Origin of the sequence: Pseudaminobacter soli (ex Li et al. 2025) (assembly GCF_003012705.1) — a bacterium.
In the GTDB taxonomy this organism is placed as follows: Bacteria; Pseudomonadota; Alphaproteobacteria; order Rhizobiales; family Rhizobiaceae; genus Pseudaminobacter; species Pseudaminobacter soli.
The window spans coordinates 307,636-324,843 of the sequence record NZ_PXYL01000006.1; the positions used below are offsets into that span (position 1 = coordinate 307,636).

General features: G+C 61.2%; 21 protein-coding genes and 2 tRNA genes. 4 read left to right on the top strand and 19 right to left on the bottom strand.

The window, feature by feature from the left end; genetic code table 11:
* Positions 1-16: 16 nt before the first annotated feature.
* The gene (locus tag C7I85_RS14635; RefSeq protein WP_106724715.1) at positions 17-1,759 is read right to left on the bottom strand and encodes a metallophosphoesterase family protein; all 1,743 of its coding nucleotides are present in this window, start codon (positions 1,757-1,759) and stop codon (positions 17-19) included.
* A gap of 54 nt (positions 1,760-1,813) precedes the next feature.
* Positions 1,814-2,365: an HdeD family acid-resistance protein gene (locus C7I85_RS14640; RefSeq protein ID WP_245444949.1), complete on the bottom strand. Its 552-nt coding sequence runs from the start codon at positions 2,363-2,365 to the stop codon at positions 1,814-1,816.
* A gap of 117 nt (positions 2,366-2,482) precedes the next feature.
* Here C7I85_RS14640 and C7I85_RS30575 point away from each other — a divergent pair, with 117 nt between their 5' ends.
* Positions 2,483-2,686: a hypothetical protein gene (locus C7I85_RS30575; protein WP_146148881.1), complete on the top strand. Its 204-nt coding sequence runs from the start codon at positions 2,483-2,485 to the stop codon at positions 2,684-2,686.
* Positions 2,687-2,795: 109 nt separating this feature from the next.
* On the opposite strand, the gene C7I85_RS14645 is transcribed toward C7I85_RS30575, so the two are convergent.
* From C7I85_RS14645 to C7I85_RS14665, 5 genes are all read right to left on the bottom strand, one after another.
* Positions 2,796-3,596 (bottom strand): anti-sigma factor family protein, encoded by an 801-nt coding sequence (locus tag C7I85_RS14645; RefSeq protein WP_106724716.1) that lies wholly within the window; start codon positions 3,594-3,596, stop codon positions 2,796-2,798.
* Complete coding sequence (locus C7I85_RS14650) at positions 3,593-4,090, bottom strand: sigma-70 family RNA polymerase sigma factor (RefSeq protein WP_106724788.1); 498 nt, start codon at positions 4,088-4,090, stop codon at positions 3,593-3,595. The genes C7I85_RS14645 and C7I85_RS14650 overlap by 4 nt, the downstream gene beginning before the upstream one ends.
* A gap of 85 nt (positions 4,091-4,175) precedes the next feature.
* Positions 4,176-4,520, bottom strand: a complete 345-nt coding sequence (locus tag C7I85_RS14655; protein WP_106724717.1) for a cupredoxin domain-containing protein — start codon at positions 4,518-4,520, stop codon at positions 4,176-4,178.
* Positions 4,521-4,559: 39 nt separating this feature from the next.
* Positions 4,560-5,513 carry a metallophosphoesterase family protein gene (locus C7I85_RS14660; protein WP_106724718.1) on the bottom strand — a complete coding sequence of 318 codons (954 nt, stop codon included), beginning with the start codon at positions 5,511-5,513 and terminating at the stop codon, positions 4,560-4,562.
* 356 nt (positions 5,514-5,869) lie between these two features.
* Complete coding sequence (locus tag C7I85_RS14665) at positions 5,870-6,130, bottom strand: DUF982 domain-containing protein (RefSeq protein ID WP_106724719.1); 261 nt, start codon at positions 6,128-6,130, stop codon at positions 5,870-5,872.
* Here C7I85_RS14665 and C7I85_RS30970 point away from each other — a divergent pair.
* A complete protein-coding gene (locus C7I85_RS30970; protein WP_181257188.1) occupies positions 6,026-6,250 on the top strand; it encodes a hypothetical protein in 225 nt (74 codons plus the stop codon). The genes C7I85_RS14665 and C7I85_RS30970 overlap by 105 nt on opposite strands.
* Before the next feature lie 373 nt (positions 6,251-6,623).
* Here C7I85_RS30970 and C7I85_RS14675 read toward each other — a convergent pair.
* The 10 genes from C7I85_RS14675 to C7I85_RS31660 all read right to left on the bottom strand — a co-directional run bounded on the left by C7I85_RS14675 (position 6,624) and on the right by C7I85_RS31660 (position 12,713).
* Positions 6,624-6,699: transfer RNA gene (locus tag C7I85_RS14675), tRNA-Phe, on the bottom strand.
* A 447-nt stretch (positions 6,700-7,146) separates the two neighbouring features.
* Positions 7,147-7,353 (bottom strand): DNA gyrase inhibitor YacG, encoded by a 207-nt coding sequence (yacG, locus tag C7I85_RS14680; RefSeq protein ID WP_106724721.1) that lies wholly within the window; start codon positions 7,351-7,353, stop codon positions 7,147-7,149.
* Positions 7,350-7,979 (bottom strand): Maf-like protein, encoded by a 630-nt coding sequence (locus C7I85_RS14685; protein WP_106724722.1) that lies wholly within the window; start codon positions 7,977-7,979, stop codon positions 7,350-7,352. The genes yacG and C7I85_RS14685 overlap by 4 nt, the downstream gene beginning before the upstream one ends.
* 34 nt (positions 7,980-8,013) lie before the next feature.
* Positions 8,014-8,232: a translation initiation factor IF-1 gene (gene infA / locus C7I85_RS14690; RefSeq protein WP_019172992.1), complete on the bottom strand. Its 219-nt coding sequence runs from the start codon at positions 8,230-8,232 to the stop codon at positions 8,014-8,016.
* 111 nt (positions 8,233-8,343) lie between these two features.
* Positions 8,344-8,787 carry a low molecular weight phosphatase family protein gene (locus tag C7I85_RS14695; protein WP_106724723.1) on the bottom strand — a complete coding sequence of 148 codons (444 nt, stop codon included), beginning with the start codon at positions 8,785-8,787 and terminating at the stop codon, positions 8,344-8,346.
* Positions 8,775-9,260: a UPF0262 family protein gene (locus C7I85_RS14700; protein ID WP_106724724.1), complete on the bottom strand. Its 486-nt coding sequence runs from the start codon at positions 9,258-9,260 to the stop codon at positions 8,775-8,777. Before C7I85_RS14700 ends, C7I85_RS14695 begins: the two co-directional genes overlap by 13 nt.
* Positions 9,261-9,268: 8 nt before the next feature.
* Positions 9,269-10,561, bottom strand: a complete 1,293-nt coding sequence (gene hisD / locus C7I85_RS14705; protein WP_106724725.1) for a histidinol dehydrogenase — start codon at positions 10,559-10,561, stop codon at positions 9,269-9,271.
* 17 nt (positions 10,562-10,578) lie between these two features.
* Positions 10,579-11,013 (bottom strand): DUF2948 family protein, encoded by a 435-nt coding sequence (locus C7I85_RS14710; RefSeq protein WP_106724726.1) that lies wholly within the window; start codon positions 11,011-11,013, stop codon positions 10,579-10,581.
* Between the two features lie 98 nt (positions 11,014-11,111).
* Positions 11,112-12,401, bottom strand: coding sequence for a UDP-N-acetylglucosamine 1-carboxyvinyltransferase (gene murA, locus C7I85_RS14715; protein ID WP_106724727.1), 1,290 nt, complete (start codon positions 12,399-12,401; stop codon positions 11,112-11,114).
* 132 nt (positions 12,402-12,533) lie between these two features.
* Positions 12,534-12,713 carry a hypothetical protein gene (locus tag C7I85_RS31660; RefSeq protein ID WP_106724728.1) on the bottom strand — a complete coding sequence of 60 codons (180 nt, stop codon included), beginning with the start codon at positions 12,711-12,713 and terminating at the stop codon, positions 12,534-12,536.
* Positions 12,714-12,873: 160 nt separating this feature from the next.
* On the opposite strand from C7I85_RS31660, the gene C7I85_RS14725 reads away from it, so the two are divergent.
* Positions 12,874-12,948, top strand: a tRNA-Thr gene (locus tag C7I85_RS14725).
* Between the two features lie 732 nt (positions 12,949-13,680).
* Complete coding sequence (locus C7I85_RS14730; RefSeq protein WP_106724729.1) at positions 13,681-14,295, top strand: hypothetical protein; 615 nt, start codon at positions 13,681-13,683, stop codon at positions 14,293-14,295.
* 129 nt (positions 14,296-14,424) lie between these two features.
* Here the strand turns inward: C7I85_RS14730 and C7I85_RS14735 are convergent, their stop codons facing one another.
* Together C7I85_RS14735 and C7I85_RS14740 are read right to left on the bottom strand one after the other, a co-directional pair.
* A complete protein-coding gene (locus C7I85_RS14735) occupies positions 14,425-16,389 on the bottom strand; it encodes an AAA family ATPase (RefSeq protein ID WP_106724730.1) in 1,965 nt (654 codons plus the stop codon).
* A gap of 39 nt (positions 16,390-16,428) precedes the next feature.
* On the bottom strand, positions 16,429-17,040 hold the full coding sequence (locus tag C7I85_RS14740) for a hypothetical protein (RefSeq protein WP_106724731.1): 612 nt from the start codon (positions 17,038-17,040) through the stop codon (positions 16,429-16,431).
* Positions 17,041-17,208 lie beyond the last annotated feature (168 nt).

Sequence of the window (17,208 nt, forward strand, 5' to 3'; positions counted from 1 at the left end):
TTCGAAAAGGGCATTCTCATTTGTGGGGCTCTCCAGGCAGCTCGATGTGCTCCGGGGATAGCAGCTTCAGTTCGCCGCCGTTGGTGACCGCGACGGTGTGGATGTAGAAGCCGGTCGTCATATCGTCGGTCGCTTCCATCACCGGCGATGGCGCCGAGACGATAAGCAGCCCGCCGCATTGCCCGATCCAGTCGACATGCCGATGCCCGTGCATGAGCACCGCACGCCCGGCGAACGGTTTTAGGCGGCGCAGGAACCAGTTGCCATTGATGAGCGCCGTTCCGATCCGCACCGACAGCTTTTTCACCGCACGCGGATATTCGATGGCATGGTGATGCAAAAGCACCAGCCAGCCGGCACGTGGGTGCTCTTTTGCGACCTGCTCGAAGGCCTGCACCTGCTCGGCCGAGACAAGACCAAGCGCGTTTGTGAAGGAAAAGTGTGTGGCGGCGTTCGAGTTGAAGAGAACGATGCCGAGTCCGTTTTCGCCTTCTGGCGGTACGATCATGGGAAAGGCGCCGTTCCACGCTTCGGTCAGCCTACGCGACAGCAACGGGCGGGCCGCGTCGGCAAAGCGCTCGATGTCGGGGCGGTATGGCTCGGTCGCAGCGGCGAGGGTGGTCGCGATTGCGCCGCTGTCGCGCTCCACGACGCTCACCCTGTCGCCCTGGACGAATTCCATGCCCGAAAGCATGCGCAGTTGGCGCAGCCGCGGATTGGGGCTGGTCGGCAAATCCATGCGGGCAGGGTTGGCGCGATCGACGATGTTGAGGTCGTGGTTGCCGGGAATGATCAGAACCCTGTTCGCGAGGTTGGGATGAGCCTCGATTACGGAGAAGAAAACCGCCCATTCCGACAATCTTCCGGCATCGGTAATGTCGCCGGTGATCAGTATGTGGTCGAGCGGATTGGCCTGATCGATTTCTTCCAGCCGCTTGAAGAGGCGGCGTAGCCGTTCGTTGCCGCGCGCGCCGGCCCGCCCGCTCTCGACGCGGAAACCATAGTGTTCGCCGACGATGTGGATGTCCGAGAGGTGGACGACGCGCCAGCGGCGTGCGTCTTCCGGCGCGGTGTCGAAATGCTCGAGGTCGCGCGGCTGCGGCATCGTACTGTCGGCAAGCCCCCAGATGAGCGAGCCGGCCGCAAGATAAGCGCTGACGACGGCCAGGCTGTTTGCCAGCGCGACGCTCACCAACCGGCTGGCGGAACTGATCTCGTTGAGCCCGCCGAAGATGTGGGTGGCCGGCCAGACGAGGAAGAAGATGATGAGCGCGAAGGCCGAGACGAGTACGCCGGCGACGGCGGCCGCGCCGGCGCGCAATGCTGCACGGGTTGTCTGGCTGGCATTGGCGGGAAGTAACCGCTCCGCAAGCTGCCGCAGCGCCTCCCTGCTGGCGCCGTAGCCCGGCTGGACAACAAGCGAGGTGAGCGACCAGAAGCTGTATTCGGCAAGCCTCAGGAAGGCCCGGCCGCCATACCAGCCGACGGCCAGCACCAGCAGAAGGATCGTGAGCGGTACAACGCCGTCGAGGGGCGAGAGAACGCGATCAGTCAGCGTCTGCAACCACATACCTGCCGCGATCGGCAGAAGGCCGAGCACAAGGCCCGGAACGAGGAGCAGCAGTATCCACGCGAATGCCAGCTTGAACAGGCTGATTTCAATCAGCATGCTGCCGGCGATCGCAACGAGCGAACGCTTCTTGGTGCTCGAAGCGTCGTCTTCGATGTCGCCAAGGCGCGGATCAATTATGGGCTTCATCCGCTCGCCCGATCTATGCGCCGGCCCGCGCAGCATCTGACGGCCACTCCCGACTTACCCGACAGTCCGGATCCGCCAGGCACGATAGAGCAGGCTGAGCGCGTAGACGATGATAAGGATCGTCACGACGCGGATCAATGTGGCCGCGCTCGACAGCGGCATGAACAGAAGCGCAAGACCGAACACCACATAGAGGCCGCCGCTCACCATCGCCGGTGTGGCGCTGGAATAGCGCTCGCGATCCATCAGGCCCGACACGATCTCCACAAGTCCTGCGATGATCGCGAGCAGGCCGACGAGGCCGGCGAGGAAGCCGAGCGTGAAAACATTGGTGAGTATGCCGTTGCCCAGAACGATCAGCCCGGCGACGATGCAGACCACGTTTCGCACCAGCGCCAGCCAGAACGTCGCGTCGCGGCGGCTCGAAAAGTCGCTCGAAGCGAGGCCCAGCACCCCGTCCACCAGAAGCAGGACGCCGCCTGCCAGCAGCACGAATTTGACCGCCTGTTCGGGAAAAAGAAATGCCAGTACGCCTGCCGCAATCATGACAATGCCGCGCAACGCGGTCAGCGTGGCCTCAAAACGTTTTGTTTCATTCGTTGCCATGTGACGGTGCTCCCTATCTCGCTCGCTATATTAACCCCCGCCAACCGAACGATATACTATGCCGAAATCGTCTCGATTGCTTCGACGTTTCTTGCAGTTGGCGGCGCAGCCGTCACGATGAACCTGAAAAAGCCGAAGAAGGTCCCTGCCAGCTCCTCGGATGGACGCCGCCAACTCCAATCTACCGATGCGGGAGTGCTTCGAAGAAATTGGCAGGCGTTAGCTGCCGATCAATATAGCGCCGGGGCTGAAACTCTTATCAAGTTGACGCTGTCTTCCGCCGAAGCAATCGTTCCGCATCTTCAGAAAAACGATAGGTGAGATGGACAAATGCCTCAACCTCTCTGGACGGTTGAAGCATTAGCCAATTGGTCGAAGGTGCTGAAGCAAGTGAACCAGCCTTGCGACCGGGCACTCGATCTCGCCAGGTTCAGGCCGCAGCCGCCGCGGCACGAAACCGAGTCACGAAATCTTGGAGTTCGGACGAACTGATGTCGGATATCGCCCAATAGGAAAAGGCGCCTTCCGTCCAATGGATCAGCGAGAAGCCGCCCATCGAAAGGTCCTTGGCAACCGGGACCGGTTCGCTTCCGGTTTCGCGCGGCTCCGCGATCAGCGTGATGAGATGCTTGCGAAGCTGATAAACCAGGGCCGGCACTGGTCTGTTCCCAATGACCTCCACCCTGCCGCCGAGGAGGACATATCCGTCCTTCGAAAGGTCCATCGTCGGCGGCGACATGCCGATCCTCGCGTCGAGCCAGGGTTTCACCGTGTGACGGTCGGAGGAAGCAACATCCACCGGGCTTGCGGCGAGCAGGCTGCGCTGCTGGGCGCTGGCCATTTCGCCAACGAAGCTGTTCTGCGCGCCGCGCGATGTCGCCCAATAGGTCCCTCCGCTGGCGACGACTGCCGTGACGAGGATCGAGGCTGCCATGGCACGCCAGTCGAAAGAGCCGAACCGTTGCTCCGTAGGCCGCTCCGCTGCCTTCGCGCCATCAGTTAGCACTGCAATGCGCGCCTTGAATGCATCGCTTACTTCGGGTCGTGGCAAGCTGCTTATCGCCGTTCGCAGTGCGAGGATGCGCGCATATTCGGCGACCAGCGCCGGATCGCCCTCCATGCGCCGCTCGATCGCCAGGCCGGTCGCGGCGTCGAGTTCGCCGTCTGCGAGCGCATGAAGCAGTAATTGCAAGTCTGTCTGGCTCGTCGGCAGGCCGTTTTGCTCGCTCATCGTTCGCTCCCCAATTCCGACATCAAAAGCCCGCGCGCCCTCGACAGACGGGACATCACGGTGCCGAGCGGCACGCCAAGCATGGCCGCGATCTCGCGATAGGCGAGGCCGTTGATGTCGCGCAGCACAACAACCTCGCGAAACGGATGCGGCAGGTTCGATATCGCCGCTTCAAGCGCCACCGCGTCGGCTTTCGCGATCAAAGCGGCTTCGGGGGTTTCGGGATCGTCAGTCCCGGTCTCCTTGCCAGCCGTCAGTTCATCGAGATCGGCGAGATCGCCGGCGACGACGAGCGCGCGCGGCCTGTTCTTGGCCAGCCAAGTATATGAGACGTTGCGCACAATGGTCAGCAGCCAGGCCCGGGGATTGCCTCCGGCATAGGTCTCGATCCCGGCATAGGCCTTGAGGCAGGCTTCCTGGACGACGTCCTCCGCGTCGACGCGGCTGCCGGTCAACCAGCGCGCAAACGCCAGTGCATCGGCGAGATGAGGCATCACCACCTCGCCGAAGCGTTCAGCAGAGGAATTGCCGCTCAGTGCCACGTCGTGCAGCGCTCCGGAAGAGGTTTGCCGACTGCCTTCACTGGGTAACGGTGACTTTGCCCTGCATGTGGGGATGAAGCCCACAAAAGTAGGGAAATTCACCGGGTTTCGTGAAAGTGAAAGCATATGTGTCGCCGGTGTCAAGCGCCTTGGAGCGAAACGAGTTGTCCGTTGCCACGACCAGATGGGGGATGTCGTCATCATTCTCGAAGGTGACGGTGGTGCCAACTTTGACGGTCAGGTCTTGCGGTGTGAAGGCGAAGTTATCGATCTTCACGCGGGCCGCATCTTCGGCGCGAAGCGGCCCCGGCAAAGCCAGGGCCAGGCCGAGCGCGGCACAGAAGGCGGCAAGCTGCCGCCTGGTGACTTGCTTTCGGAGCATGTCGGTCTCCTTTCATTGAAACGACGCAAGTGCGCGCCGCTATTTCTCGGCAAGCGTGCTGTCGATGATCGCAAGGTTAGCCTTGCCTCGCTTGACCGCGACATCGGTGATGCCGAGCAGGCTGCGCAGTTGTCCGGGCGGCACTGTCATAGGCCCTGGCGATGGGGCTGTGCCGGGCGCCGGTTGCGGAAAGGCGGTGGAGCGGGCCGTGTGGAAGGTGATGTTGCCTTCCACCTTCTGCATGATCTGGTGGATGTGCCCGTTGAGCACCGTGACCGACCCAAAGCGCTTGAGCATGGCAAGCGCCTGTGCGGCATCGTCGGTGCCCCAACCCCATTCGGGATAGATCGCCCAGAGCGGGATGTGGGCGAAGACCACGACCGGCGTCGAATTCCTTACCGCCTTCAGGTCGTCGGCCAGCCAGGCGAGTTGCTCCGCCCCAAGATTGCCGAGCCCGCCGGCCTTCAGGTTCACCACATTGACCAGGCCGACAAAATGCACGCCCTCCTGGTCGAACGAGAACCATCCTTCCCCCTTGGTGTTCTTGCCGTAGCGGTCGAGATAGGCGCGGCCGTTGCCTTCGTCGATGACGTCGTGTTCGCCCGGCACATAGTGCACGTCGAAGCCTGCCCTGCCGATGAGTTGATCGGCGGCGTCGAACTGGTCGGCCCTCGAAAGATGGGTGATGTCGCCCGTGTGGATCATGAAGGACGGCTTCACCGGCAGCGCGTGGATCTTGGCCATGGCTTCTTTAAGCGTATCGATCGCATGTGGATTCGCGGCCTTGTCGAAGCCGATGTGACTGTCGGAAATCTGCAGGAAGGTGAAGCCCTTCGAGGGCACCTGCGCAGCCCGTGCCTCGCCGAGCATGTTGAGCGAGACCGGAACACCGGCAGAAATGGTCCAGAGAACGCCTGTGCCAGCCCAGATCATGCATTCCAGCGCATGCCGCCGGGTGATGCCGTTGTCGTCTGAATCGTCATGAGAGGTCATGTTGGTCTCCTGTCGCGCCTCGCGTGGCGCATGCCTAGGAGACCGGCGAATGGCGGGGTTTATTCCCGGATTGTTTCGCGCGGCTGTTCACGGTGGTGTGAACGTTTGCGCCGGGGCTGGATAGGCAACGGATCTAGCCTGCCAGTTAGCCGTGATGCCACCTCGGCATCACTATTCAGCGCTTTGATGCTGAAAGAATTGAAGGAATTGCCTTCCTCGAGATACTGGCTGACAGGCTGATACAGGCATGGGTCCGCAGAATGGCATCGTGGGGATAGGACAGGCGAAGGCTATCCTACTCGGCCCGGCGAAGTGCCCGTTCTCGACTGGCCGGATTACGCCCCCATCGAGGCCGATCAGACGCGGGTGTCCTTGTCGAGAAGAACGCGCGCCTCCTGCGCGGCCGCTATGAATGCCTTTCGGGCGACACTGGGAGGTTTCTTGCCCTTGATGACCTCAAGGCAGGCTCTCAGGGCCGCCTGTCGTCTCTTGCCGCAGTTGGGCGGCCAGGCGTGCAGAAGAAGCTCTGCGGCATCTCGGGTGTCAAAGACAATGCGGTCGCGGTCAATTCGACCGACCTGGATACGCACTGGTTTATGGAAACGCTTTATCCCCATTGGGCGCACTCCGTGCCTAACCATGCCTGCGGTCAGGGTGTGGCAACCAAGAGTTGTGGGCAAGTCTTCTCCGAGCACAAATCCACAGGAATTGCCTCTCATCGGGAGGCCAATCGATGACCGTACGTGTGTTGGCGTTAGAGCAATGCAGGGGTAGGAACAGCGCGCAGTTTGCGCTTATTGCGGGCGGGCTTGCCCCGGTTTCCGGCGCCACGCAGACGGAGTCGCTCAACGTGATGGTGACACGCGTGCGCTGCCGGCTGTTCGCCTCCGCCAAGAGGGTGCCGCGTTCCGGGGCACGAGGCACAGGTCGCGATGCTGCTATCAAGGGCGATCAGGCAGCGTGCCGCTTCACGAATGCTTCGCCTAGCGACTCCGTCGGGTCCGAGCACCCGTGAAACCGGGGGACCGGTCGCAACACGCTGCGACATGAAATGCCACGAAACGGCGTCGCGCGTCTTAACTAAATGGCTGATTTTGCTTTGGAAAGTGATGGTGCCCAGAGGCGGATTCGAACCACCGACACGCGGATTTTCAATCCGCTGCTCTACCAACTGAGCTATCTGGGCATCACAGGGAAATCCGGAAAGTCCGTGTCCCCAACTTGCAGGAGTGTTGGCAACCCCTGGAAACGGGGTGGGTTATAGCATGAGATTTTCGCCTGTCCAGCGCCTGAATGTCGATTGTGAAAAGAAATCGGAAAACGCCACGGCGGCTAACAATGGTGCCGGGGACAAAGCGGGGGCTCTCAGCCAAAAACGATGCGAAAACAGGCAATTGCAAAGCCGAGGCGTCACCGGAGGGGCTTTTTGAGCCATGGCACATCGGCACGCCGCAGCGCTCGGAGAGCGGCGAGCCTCACCGCACAAGGTGCGGGAACGGCAGTCCTATCTTTGGGCGTCGCGCTGTCTATTTCAGAAACAGCATCAACCTACGGCTGGAAACGGCGATCTTTGCCTGAAAGACGGATAAGCCGAAAAGACCGAAGCGGGGGAAGGGGGCAGCTACGCGTTGCGCTATTCGGGCTTTTCGTCCGAATCTTCTTCTTCGCCGGGGCGGCCGGGAATCACGTAGGTGCCGGAGAGCCAGCGGTTGAGATCGATCTGCTTGCAGCGCACCGAGCAGAACGGGTAGGTCTCGCGTGTGGAGGGCTTGCCGCATTCGGGGCAAGCGCGCTTGGGCCGTAGCGGCGTAACCTTGTTGTCGATGTCGTTTCCGCTCATACGCGCGGTCCAGAGAGCCAGCCGAAATGCACAGGGAAGCCTTCCGCAGTCAAAAGGCCCACAGTCTCATATAGTGGCAGTCCGACGACATTGCTGTAGGAGCCGACCATCTTGACGACGAAGGTGCCCGCAAGCCCCTGCACGGCATAGCCGCCGGCCTTGCCGCGCCATTCGCCGGAGGCGAGATAGCTTTCCAGCTCCTCTCGCCCCAGCCGCTTGAAGCGCACGCGGGTTTCGACCAGCCGCTGGCGCAGCTTGCCGTCGGGCGTGATCAGGCAGATGCCGGAAAAGACCCGGTGCGAGCGGCCGGAAAGCAGCTTCAGGCAGTTCGAGGCTTCGTCGACCAGCTCGGCCTTGGGCAAAATACGCCGGCCGACCGCCACCACCGTATCGGCCGCGAGCACGAAGCTACCGGAATAGTCAGGCTCCGTCTTGAGCGAGGCGTAGGCCTTTTCGGCCTTGGCCTTGGACAATCTCTTGGCAAGCGACCGCGGGTGTTCGGCGCGCAGCGGCGTCTCGTCGACATCCGCCGGCAGGAGGCGGTCAGGTTCGACGCCGGCCTGCTGGAGAAGCTCGATCCGACGCGGTGAGGCCGAGGCAAGCACAAGCTTCTTGAAAGCGCTCATCGTAATCCTGTCGGCCGGCGGGGGGCGCCGTGGCTTATTTGAAGCGGTAGGTGATGCGACCCTTGGTCAGGTCGTAAGGCGTCATTTCGACGAGGACCTTGTCCCCCGTCAGCACGCGGATGCGGTTCTTGCGCATGCGGCCCGCGGTGTGAGCGATGATCTCGTGTTCGTTTTCAAGCTTCACGCGAAACATCGCGTTCGGAAGCAATTCCGTCACGGTGCCCGGGAACTCGAGGACTTCTTCCTTCGGCATTCTCTACCTTTGGTTTGGATTGGCGTTCGGCATCCAGGCCGAATTTCGGCGGAACCTATATGATTATGTGAACTTTGTGAACACGCTTAATCATACGCCTTTTCGGCATAATCAAGCGGTGAAACGCGTGCCTATGCGCGCTTTCAGCCTTTCGCGGACGTCGCGATAGGCGGCGAGTATCTGTTCGCGCGTTCCAGCGACGGTTGTGGGGTCGGCAGTCGGCCAGTATTCGACCTCCACTGCCATGGAGCGCGTGAGCTCCAGCGCGGCGTGATGCGCTTCCGGCGCGAGCGTCACGATCAGATCGAAATAGTCGTCTTCCATCTCTTCCAGCGTTCTGGGCTGGCGGTCGTTCAGCGACAGGCCTTCCTCGGCGAGAACCGCGTCCACGAACGGGTCGCGTTCGCCCACGCGCACGCCGGCGGAGGCGACAAAGGTCGTTTTCGGCAGGACCTGTCGGGCAAGCAGTTCGGCCATGGGCGACCGCACCGCGTTCATACCGCAGACGAAAAGGATGGAGCGGGGAAGGCGGGCGGTCAGGGTCAGCCCCGCCAATGCAGCACGCAGACCAGCGTGAAGACGCGGCGCGCGGTGTCGAAGTCGATGTCGATCTTGCCTGCCAGACGCTCCTTCAGCGTCTGCGAGCCCTCGTTGTGCAGTCCTCGCCGGCCCATGTCGATGGCCTCGATCTGGCTCGGCGTGGCGCTGCGGATGGCCGCATAGTAGCTTTCGCAGATCAAGAAGTAGTCTTTCACGATCCGCCGGAAGGGGGTGAGCGACAGGATGTGCGTCACCACCGGCGTCCCGTCTTCGCGCGAAACCGCGAAGACCAGCTTCGAATCGATCAACGACAGTTTCAGGCGATAAGGGCCGTTGCCCTCGTCGCTTGTCGGCTGAAAACTGTTTTCCTCGATCAGGTCGAAGATCGCCACCGCGCGTTCATGCTCGATATCGGGCGTCGAACGCCCGATCGATTCGTCGAGTTCGACGTCGATAAGCCTCGAGCAATTGCGGGTGAGATCGTGCATCCCTCACTCTACAGGTTCAAGCGGATGGCAACCGAACGGCCGTGCGCTTCCAGTCCCTCGGCCTTGGCGAGCGTGATTGCTGCGGGCGCAAGCGCGCGCAGCTGCTCCGGCCCAAGCTTCAGTATGGAGCTGCGCTTCATGAAATCGAGCACATTGAGGCCGGACGAGAAGCGGGCCGAGCGCGCGGTCGGCAGAACGTGGTTCGGGCCGCCGACATAGTCGCCGATCACCTCGGGTGTATGGCGGCCAAGGAAAACCGAGCCGGCATTGCGAATCTGCGGCAGCATGGCCTCCGGATCGGCAATCGCGAGCTCCAAATGCTCGGCCGCGATGCGGTTGGCGAGCGGGATTGCCTCGTCGAGCGTTTCGACGAGGATCACGGCGCCGAAGTCGCGCCAGCTTGCAGCGGCGGTTTCGCCGCGGGGCAGGGTTTCGAGCTGGCGCACCACCGCCTTTTCGACTGCCGAAGCGAAGGCGGCATCGTCGGTGATCAGGATCGACTGGGCCGAGGTGTCGTGCTCGGCCTGCGCCAGCAGATCGGCGGCGATCCAGTCGGGGTCGTTGTCGCCATCGGCGATGACGAGAACTTCCGACGGGCCGGCGATCATGTCGATGCCGACAATGCCGAACACCTGCCTTTTGGCCGCCGCGACATAGGCATTGCCAGGGCCGACGATCTTGGCCACCGGGCGGATCGTCTCGGTGCCGTAGGCGAGGGCGGCCACCGCCTGTGCGCCGCCGACCCGATAGATTTCGGTGATGCCGGCAAGGTCTGCCGCCACCAGAACCAGTGGATTGATGGTGCCCCCCGATGCCGGCACGACCATGACGATGCGCTCGACGCCGGCAACGCGAGCCGGCATGGCATTCATCAGAACCGAGCTCGGATAGCTGGCCGTGCCGCCCGGCACATAGAGGCCAACGGCTTCCACAGCCGTCCAGCGCGCGCCCAACTCCACGCCGATCGCATCGACATAGTGATCGTCGCTGGGACGCTGGCGCTGATGATAGTCGCGAATGCGGTCGCGGGCGAAGGTCAGTGCTTCGACGGTCGACGGATCGGCGTCACGATATGCCTGCTCGATGTCAGCGCGCGAAACTGCGATGCCCAGCGCATCGAGGTCGGCACGGTCGAACTTGCGCGTGTAGTCCACCAGCGCCCTGTCGCCCTGTTCGCGGACGGTCGCGATGATGTCGCGCACCACGGCCTCCACATCCGGGGAGGTTTCGCGCTTGGTGGTCAGAAACGCCGCGAAACGCTTCTCGAAGTCGGTGTCGGTTGTGCGGAGGGTAATGGCCATGGAAATCAGAATACTCGTCAGGCTTTGTGAACAGGGCGGGAGCTAGCTTCCCAGGCGCCGGCAAGATCGGCCAGCCGCGCCTCGATGCACTCGACCTCAAGCGCAATCGTGCCGCCGCCGGCGAAGTCCAACTCGATGGTGCCGGCCGGGGTCTCCTTCTCGCGGAAGCGTATCGCCAGCAGCGACAGCACTTCCTCAGGCTTATCACGCCGAATTCCGGCGGATTTAACGGCGAGCACGCGGTTGAAGTCGAGCACGCTCTTGCGGCGCTGGTAGCGCGGGCGGAAGAAGCCTGCCTTGGTCTCCCAGGCGAAGCGGTTCATGGTCAGCACGAAACGCTTGGTGGCGGCCACATATTCGAGGCCGCTCACCTTCATCACGGCGTCCTGAACATGCGCCGAAACAATCTCTAGATCCCGGTCGTCCAGGGCGACGAGTTTTAGCTGGTCCATATCCGCATCAGCGTCCGCGCTAAGGGCTTAGCCGTTGTGTTATGCGGTCTTGATCGCACACGCAACCGAAACGCTTTTCTGCGGATGTGGATGCACCTTTATGACGAGATGCGCTCTATGACCGCACCGCAGCCAGACAGCTTTTCCTCGAGACGCTCGAAACCGCGGTCGAGGTGATAGACGCGGTTGACCGTCGTCTCGCCTTCCGCGGCCAGGCCGGCAATGACCAGCGACACCGAAGCGCGCAGGTCGGTCGCCATCACAGGCGCACCCTTGAGCTTGGTAACGCCGTCGACGATCGCCGTCTGGCCGGCGAGCGTGATGTGCGCGCCGAGGCGGGCCAGCTCCTGCACATGCATGAAGCGATTCTCGAAGATCGTCTCGGTGATCTTCGATTTGCCGCGCGCCATGGTCATCAGGCCCATGAACTGCGCCTGAAGGTCGGTCGGGAAGCCGGGGAAGGGCTCCGTCACCACATCGACCGGGTCGATGCCGGTGCCATTGCGGCGCACGCGGATGCCGTCTTCGACGGAAGTGATCTCGGTGCCGGTCTGGGCAAGCACGTCGAGCGCGTTCTGCAGCAGGTCGATTCGGCCACCCTCCAACACCACGTCGCCGCCGGCCATGGCCACGGCCATGGCGTAGGTGCCGGTCTCGATGCGGTCGGGAATGACCTGGTGGCGCGCGCCCGAAAGGGCATCCACGCCCTGAATGGTGATGGTCGAGGTGCCGGCCCCATAGATCTTGGCGCCCATCGCGATCAGGCATTCGGCCAGATTGACGACTTCCGGCTCGCGCGCGGCGTTTTCCAGCACCGTCTCGCCACGGGCGAGCGTTGCGGCCATCATCAGCACGTGTGTGGCGCCGACCGACACCTTCGGGAACACGATTCGGTTGCCGCGGAGGCGATTCTTCGCCTTGGCGATGACATAGCCGTTCTCGACGTCCAATTCGGCGCCGAGCTGTTGCAGGCCGTCGATGAAGAGGTCGACCGGGCGCGTACCGATTGCGCAGCCGCCGGGCAGCGAGACCTTGGCTTCGCCCATGCGCGCCAGAAGCGGCCCGATCACCCAGAAGCTCGCCCGCATCTTGGAGACGAGTTCGTAGGGTGCGGTGGTATCGACGATCTGGCGGGCCGAAAAATTGATGGTACGCGAATAGCCTTCATGCTGGCGCTCGCGCCGGCCGTTGACCGTGTAGTCGACGCCGTGATTGCCGAGGATGCGGATGAGCTGCTCCACGTCTGCCAGATGCGGCACGTTCTCGAGCGTAAGCGAGTCGTCCGTCAGCAGGGACGCGATCATGAGGGGGAGGGCTGCGTTCTTGGCGCCCGAAATGGGGATGCGGCCCTCGAGATGGTTGCCGCCGACGATTCTGATGCGATCCATTCGAATCATTTCTCCGGGCGAATGCCCAGCCTGGTCTGATTTATCGTTGCGGTCCGTCTAGACCATGCTCAAAAGCCGTTCAAGAACGGCCAGTTCGACCGAAAGTTGCGCTGCCCGGCTAACAATGACTTGTCATTTTCGCTCGTCCTTCCCCGCGGCCGAGATGCCTTCCGGCCTGTCGTCGGCGTCGCCGGTGCGGCGCGAGCGCGCCTGCGCCTTTCGTTTCAGGAGATTCGCTCGCAATTCCTCCGCCAAACGCGCCTTCCGCTGATTCTGTGCTGTGGAAGGCGTCTTGCTATCTTTCGCAGTCATGGCGGCCGGTCCGAACGTGTCCCCTTGTTCGATCGTGAAGAGCGAAGGACATACATATCATTGTGGCTGCGACGTGTCCGGCAAAAAAGATCGCAAAGAACCGTCAGACATAACTTGCACTATCGGAATTCCTGTGGCAGAAGTCCGCCGCACTCGGGGCGCTGCCGTAGCTCAGTGGTAGAGCACTCCCTTGGTAAGGGAGAGGTCGAGAGTTCAATCCTCTCTGGCAGCACCATTCCACCCCGTTGATTTCCCGACAATCTGGATCCTTCGCCGCTGTCAGCGACTCGAAGGTTTGTCTCTGCAGGCCCTTGGTGTGTCTCTGTGAGCCTGACAGGTTTGTCTCTAAGGGCCCGAATCAAGGAATCTGACGCCAAAATCGCTGAATCCTGAGAGAGTGGCTTGCGCGGCCCGATGGCACCATTGGCTTTGCCATGGTGTCCGATATGTCATCCACGTCCCGTTCTGATCGTTTCAAAACAATATCCGACGCCTCGCATACGCGACGGAAGTCCATCAATCGCCTACCGCAGGCAAGCAGGACGAACCGTTCGCAAGAAAACGAGCGATTCTAGACAATGACCGGCCGGGCTGGTTCAGCGAGAATCACTCTGTGCGGCGGTTCAAGACACCCACAGGGCATGAAGGCGGCCCCCGCAATCGAGGTTCCTTCCTTTCCCTTCGCGTTATCAGGATGCGACAGGGATCAGCGCTGACGGACTGCCGGAGGTGCGCTTCCTGGATTTCGGAAGCGATCTCGTCCTAGAGGTCAATGGCGACCGTCACACGTTCGTGGAAGGCGTTTATTTTGTGAAATGCATCATCGGCAGGAAGAATGGCTGCCGTTAAGTGGTCGATCGGCACAGGCACAAATAATTCCGATCAGAATAGCTGTGCGAGGTGGCGTTTAACCGCCGGTCACTTTCTGCACCGTTGACGTTCTTTACGGCGCGGATCACGTTACGCCATGTTCGAATGTGATCACGTAGCCAAAGCCGATATGAAAGCTGGAACCCTCTACGCAATAGCTGGCGAGGGGGGATGGATTTATTATGGGCAGGTTACTCCCGACAAAGCGATTGCGTTCTTCCGTCGTCGAGATCGAGCAATTGCAACGGCGGATGATGTCACGAGTTCGCCAACTATGGCGGTGGTTGACGTGGCATACCCGTCAATTGGGCGTGCACTTCGTGCCGGCATTTGGAAAAAGCAGGGACGCTACCCCCTGTCCGAGCGGATTGCGTCGAGGATGGTTGTGCAATGGCCGGTCGGTACGTTGAAGGTCACGGTTTGGCAGGGCGGTGCACCGAGCCATCAAACTTCTGTAGATGACCCAGCAATTCAAATGATGGAAATCATGGCTGTCTGGGATGCGGAGTTTCACATCCCGCAGCGATTGGCGGCCGACTTTTGCACAGAGGAAGCCCCATGGCACGTCGGCGGACCCGTTTGGCGAGAGCGGAGAGTCCAGGAAGAGAGGGCACGACGCTTCCCCGACGAACCTGCGCACAAATTGCCAAGCGACTGGGTGCCTACAAGCGGTCCGAAGAACCCGGGGTTCGACCTGGCCGACGACCGATGACTATGCGCCTTCCCAGAGGCTGAAATCCTTCCTCGTCGAGAGCTTTGCCCAACGGCCTATCACCTTCGAATCTGCGACGCCATTTGGCCGCAAGCCAGGATCGAACCGTGCCGAACCAATTCCAGACGCTCACGACGCAGCACCCATCAAGCAAACCGGGTTTTCTGAGCTTCGCCCAGCGCACATGATTCGCAAAACGTCATCCCCTGACAGCGATCGCTCGGAAACCAATTCCTCGGCAATCAGGTCTAGTTGTTCGCGATGAAGTTCGAGCAGGCAAATGGCTCGCTGAAGTTCGGTCTTGAGATGCTGATCGACGAGTTCGCGCAGTTCTGGATCGCGTTCGCGCATTTCCTCGAGCGGACGACGTCCTCGCCCGAACTGGAACCCAAGGCTTGAACCAAACCCCATGCGTCGTTCGAGGATCGTTGCGACGTCACTAGCCACGGCAAGATCGGAACCGAAATCGCCGGCGGCGACCGAAGAGTGGTTGCCGAAGACAATGGTCTCCGCTGCCATGCCGCCCATGGTCATGGCGATCTGGTCCCTGAGGTAAGCGGCCGTGCGCGCAATACGCCTTTGCTCTTTGAACCTCGTTTTTCCGAGGACGGCAACCGTGGTGTGTTCCGCGACATGGTCGTCGATGAACACCTCCATGAGTTCCTCGTAGTTCAACAGAACCCCGACTAGCGCGTGACCGGCTTCATGAACGGCGACGCGGCGCATTTCCTCGTCTGTAAGCCTCCGCCTTGCGGGGAGAACTGCGCAGATATCATCTGCAATCACTTGCCCGCCGCGACGACGAGCGTGCCGGCGAGCGTCCCGGGCCAATTTTTCAAGCCCCGCACCACTCCATCCACGTGTCGATGCGATTAGAAAGGAGAGATCGCCAGCTACCTGATCGGTTTTAAGGTGCTGGCACAAGATCGCGATCCGCGCTTCGTCATCCGGGAGGGGAATTTCAATTGTGACTTCAAGCCGGCCCGGTCGCAGCAGGGCGGGATCGATGGCATCCGGATGGTTGGTTGCTCCGATAACGACGACACCTTCTCTGCCCTCGGCAGGGTCGAGCGCCTCCAGAAGCCCATTAATGACTTGCCTTTGATAGTCCCGGTTTTCGTGATTGCCGCCCGCGTCACGGTCACCGAAGGAGTCGAACTCGTCCAAAAAGAGAATGGCGGGTGCCTTCTTCTTCGCCTCATCAAAGCTGGCCCGCATGGCTTTGAGGAAATCCCCGAGATGACCGCGGGCTTGCCAGCGCGCTGCGGATGCCACCACCAGGTCCATCCCACAACTCGCAGCGAGCGCCCTCGCGAACGTTGTTTTCCCACAGCCTGGAGGCCCAAACAGCAGCGCGCCGCGATCAACGTCCTCCCAAGCAACTACGCCGGCTTTCCAGGCGCGGATGTCTTCAGCAAGCTGAAGCCCCCAACTCTTCGCCTGGCCGTAGCCGTGCGTGTCTTCCAGCCTGAGGGACGACTGTTTAGTTGCAGATGGCTCTTTGACTGCATCGGCTGCAAGATGGGGCGCAGCAATCTGCTTTCGCAATCGTCGCACAGCGTTCATCAAAGGTCGCTGTGGCCGGATGGCGGTTTTGAGATCGTCCAAACTGTGTGTTGCCAGGAATTCGGCAATCGCCCGGGTCATGCCCTGCAATTCGATCTCTCTGGCCGCGACTAGATAGTGCTCTGGCCTGATCGCAGGAACCGTGGCGATGTGGTCGGCAGCGAGGAGCAGGCTCTGCGAGACACACTCCAATGACGGCACGAATACCACGGCGCGTCGGGCGTACCGCACCTTGGTTAGCGCATGCCGATTGTTCACATGGTTTTCGTTCTCCGTGACCGTTGTCACGATGACCATGTCGTTTCCCTGGTCGTCGAAGGGATGGTCACTTGCGAGCAGCTCAGTGGCTGCGCGATCGTAATAGGTAACATCCTCGCTTCTCTCGAGGACGAGAATGGCAACGAAGCACACATCTGCACGTCTGAGGAAGGGTCGCAGCGCGTTTCTGATTCCGCATTTCGCGACGGCGACGGGCAGATCGAAAGAGGATTTGCGCTCATTGCGCAGCTTACTGGAATCGCGGGTCATGGCTTTACTCTCGGTGATGACTGGAGGCGGAGCGTCAGTTCACCGGGGTATTCGCCGCACCAATGTCTCGGGGCCGATCGGTGCCTCGTCGAGGTCCACCTCGATAAAGCCGTGCAGGATCAGTGACGCCATGCCGGCAACGGCACGTGTCTCTTGAAACGCCGCCAAGCATTCGGAGAACGGAAGCGATCCGTGCTCATCGAGACCGGCCAGTAGCCGAAGCCGATCCCCGAGAGGGGTGATGTGGTCCCCGTATCGGAGGAGGTCCTTGGCGTTGCGAAGTCGATAGCCGCTATAAACCTCCTCGTTCGCCAAGGGGTGATAGCGACCGTTGTTAGCTTTTACCGCCGCTTCAACCGTCGGTGCATACGAGGCACCCCTCCGATCCGGGGCATCGACGAAAGTGCTGCCACCTTCGACGTTGAAGATTTCGAAATCGGGCACGTGCGGTTGCCCCGCGCAGTCAAACGCGGTCGGCATGCATTTCCAGGCGGTGATCGAAGGGTTCACGTCGAGCAGACAGGCCACGTCGCGCGCCGATTGAGAACGGTACCGACGGAGCCCGATACACTTGATGGCGGCTGAAGGATAAAAGGTCGACGCCAATTTTCTGCTGGCGCGAAGCGTCATCGCGCGCTGTGCGATACCCATAACTTCCTCACATACAAACATGTTGTCCGGTGCCGCGCGACGGCGGCGTTACCGATCAACGTATTCGTATGGAGTGCGTATGGTTCGTGCTCATGAGGCGAACAAAAACAGAACGTATAAATAGAGTCAAGGGGCGAATTTTGTCAGAAGGGGGCTTCCGGAAAACTC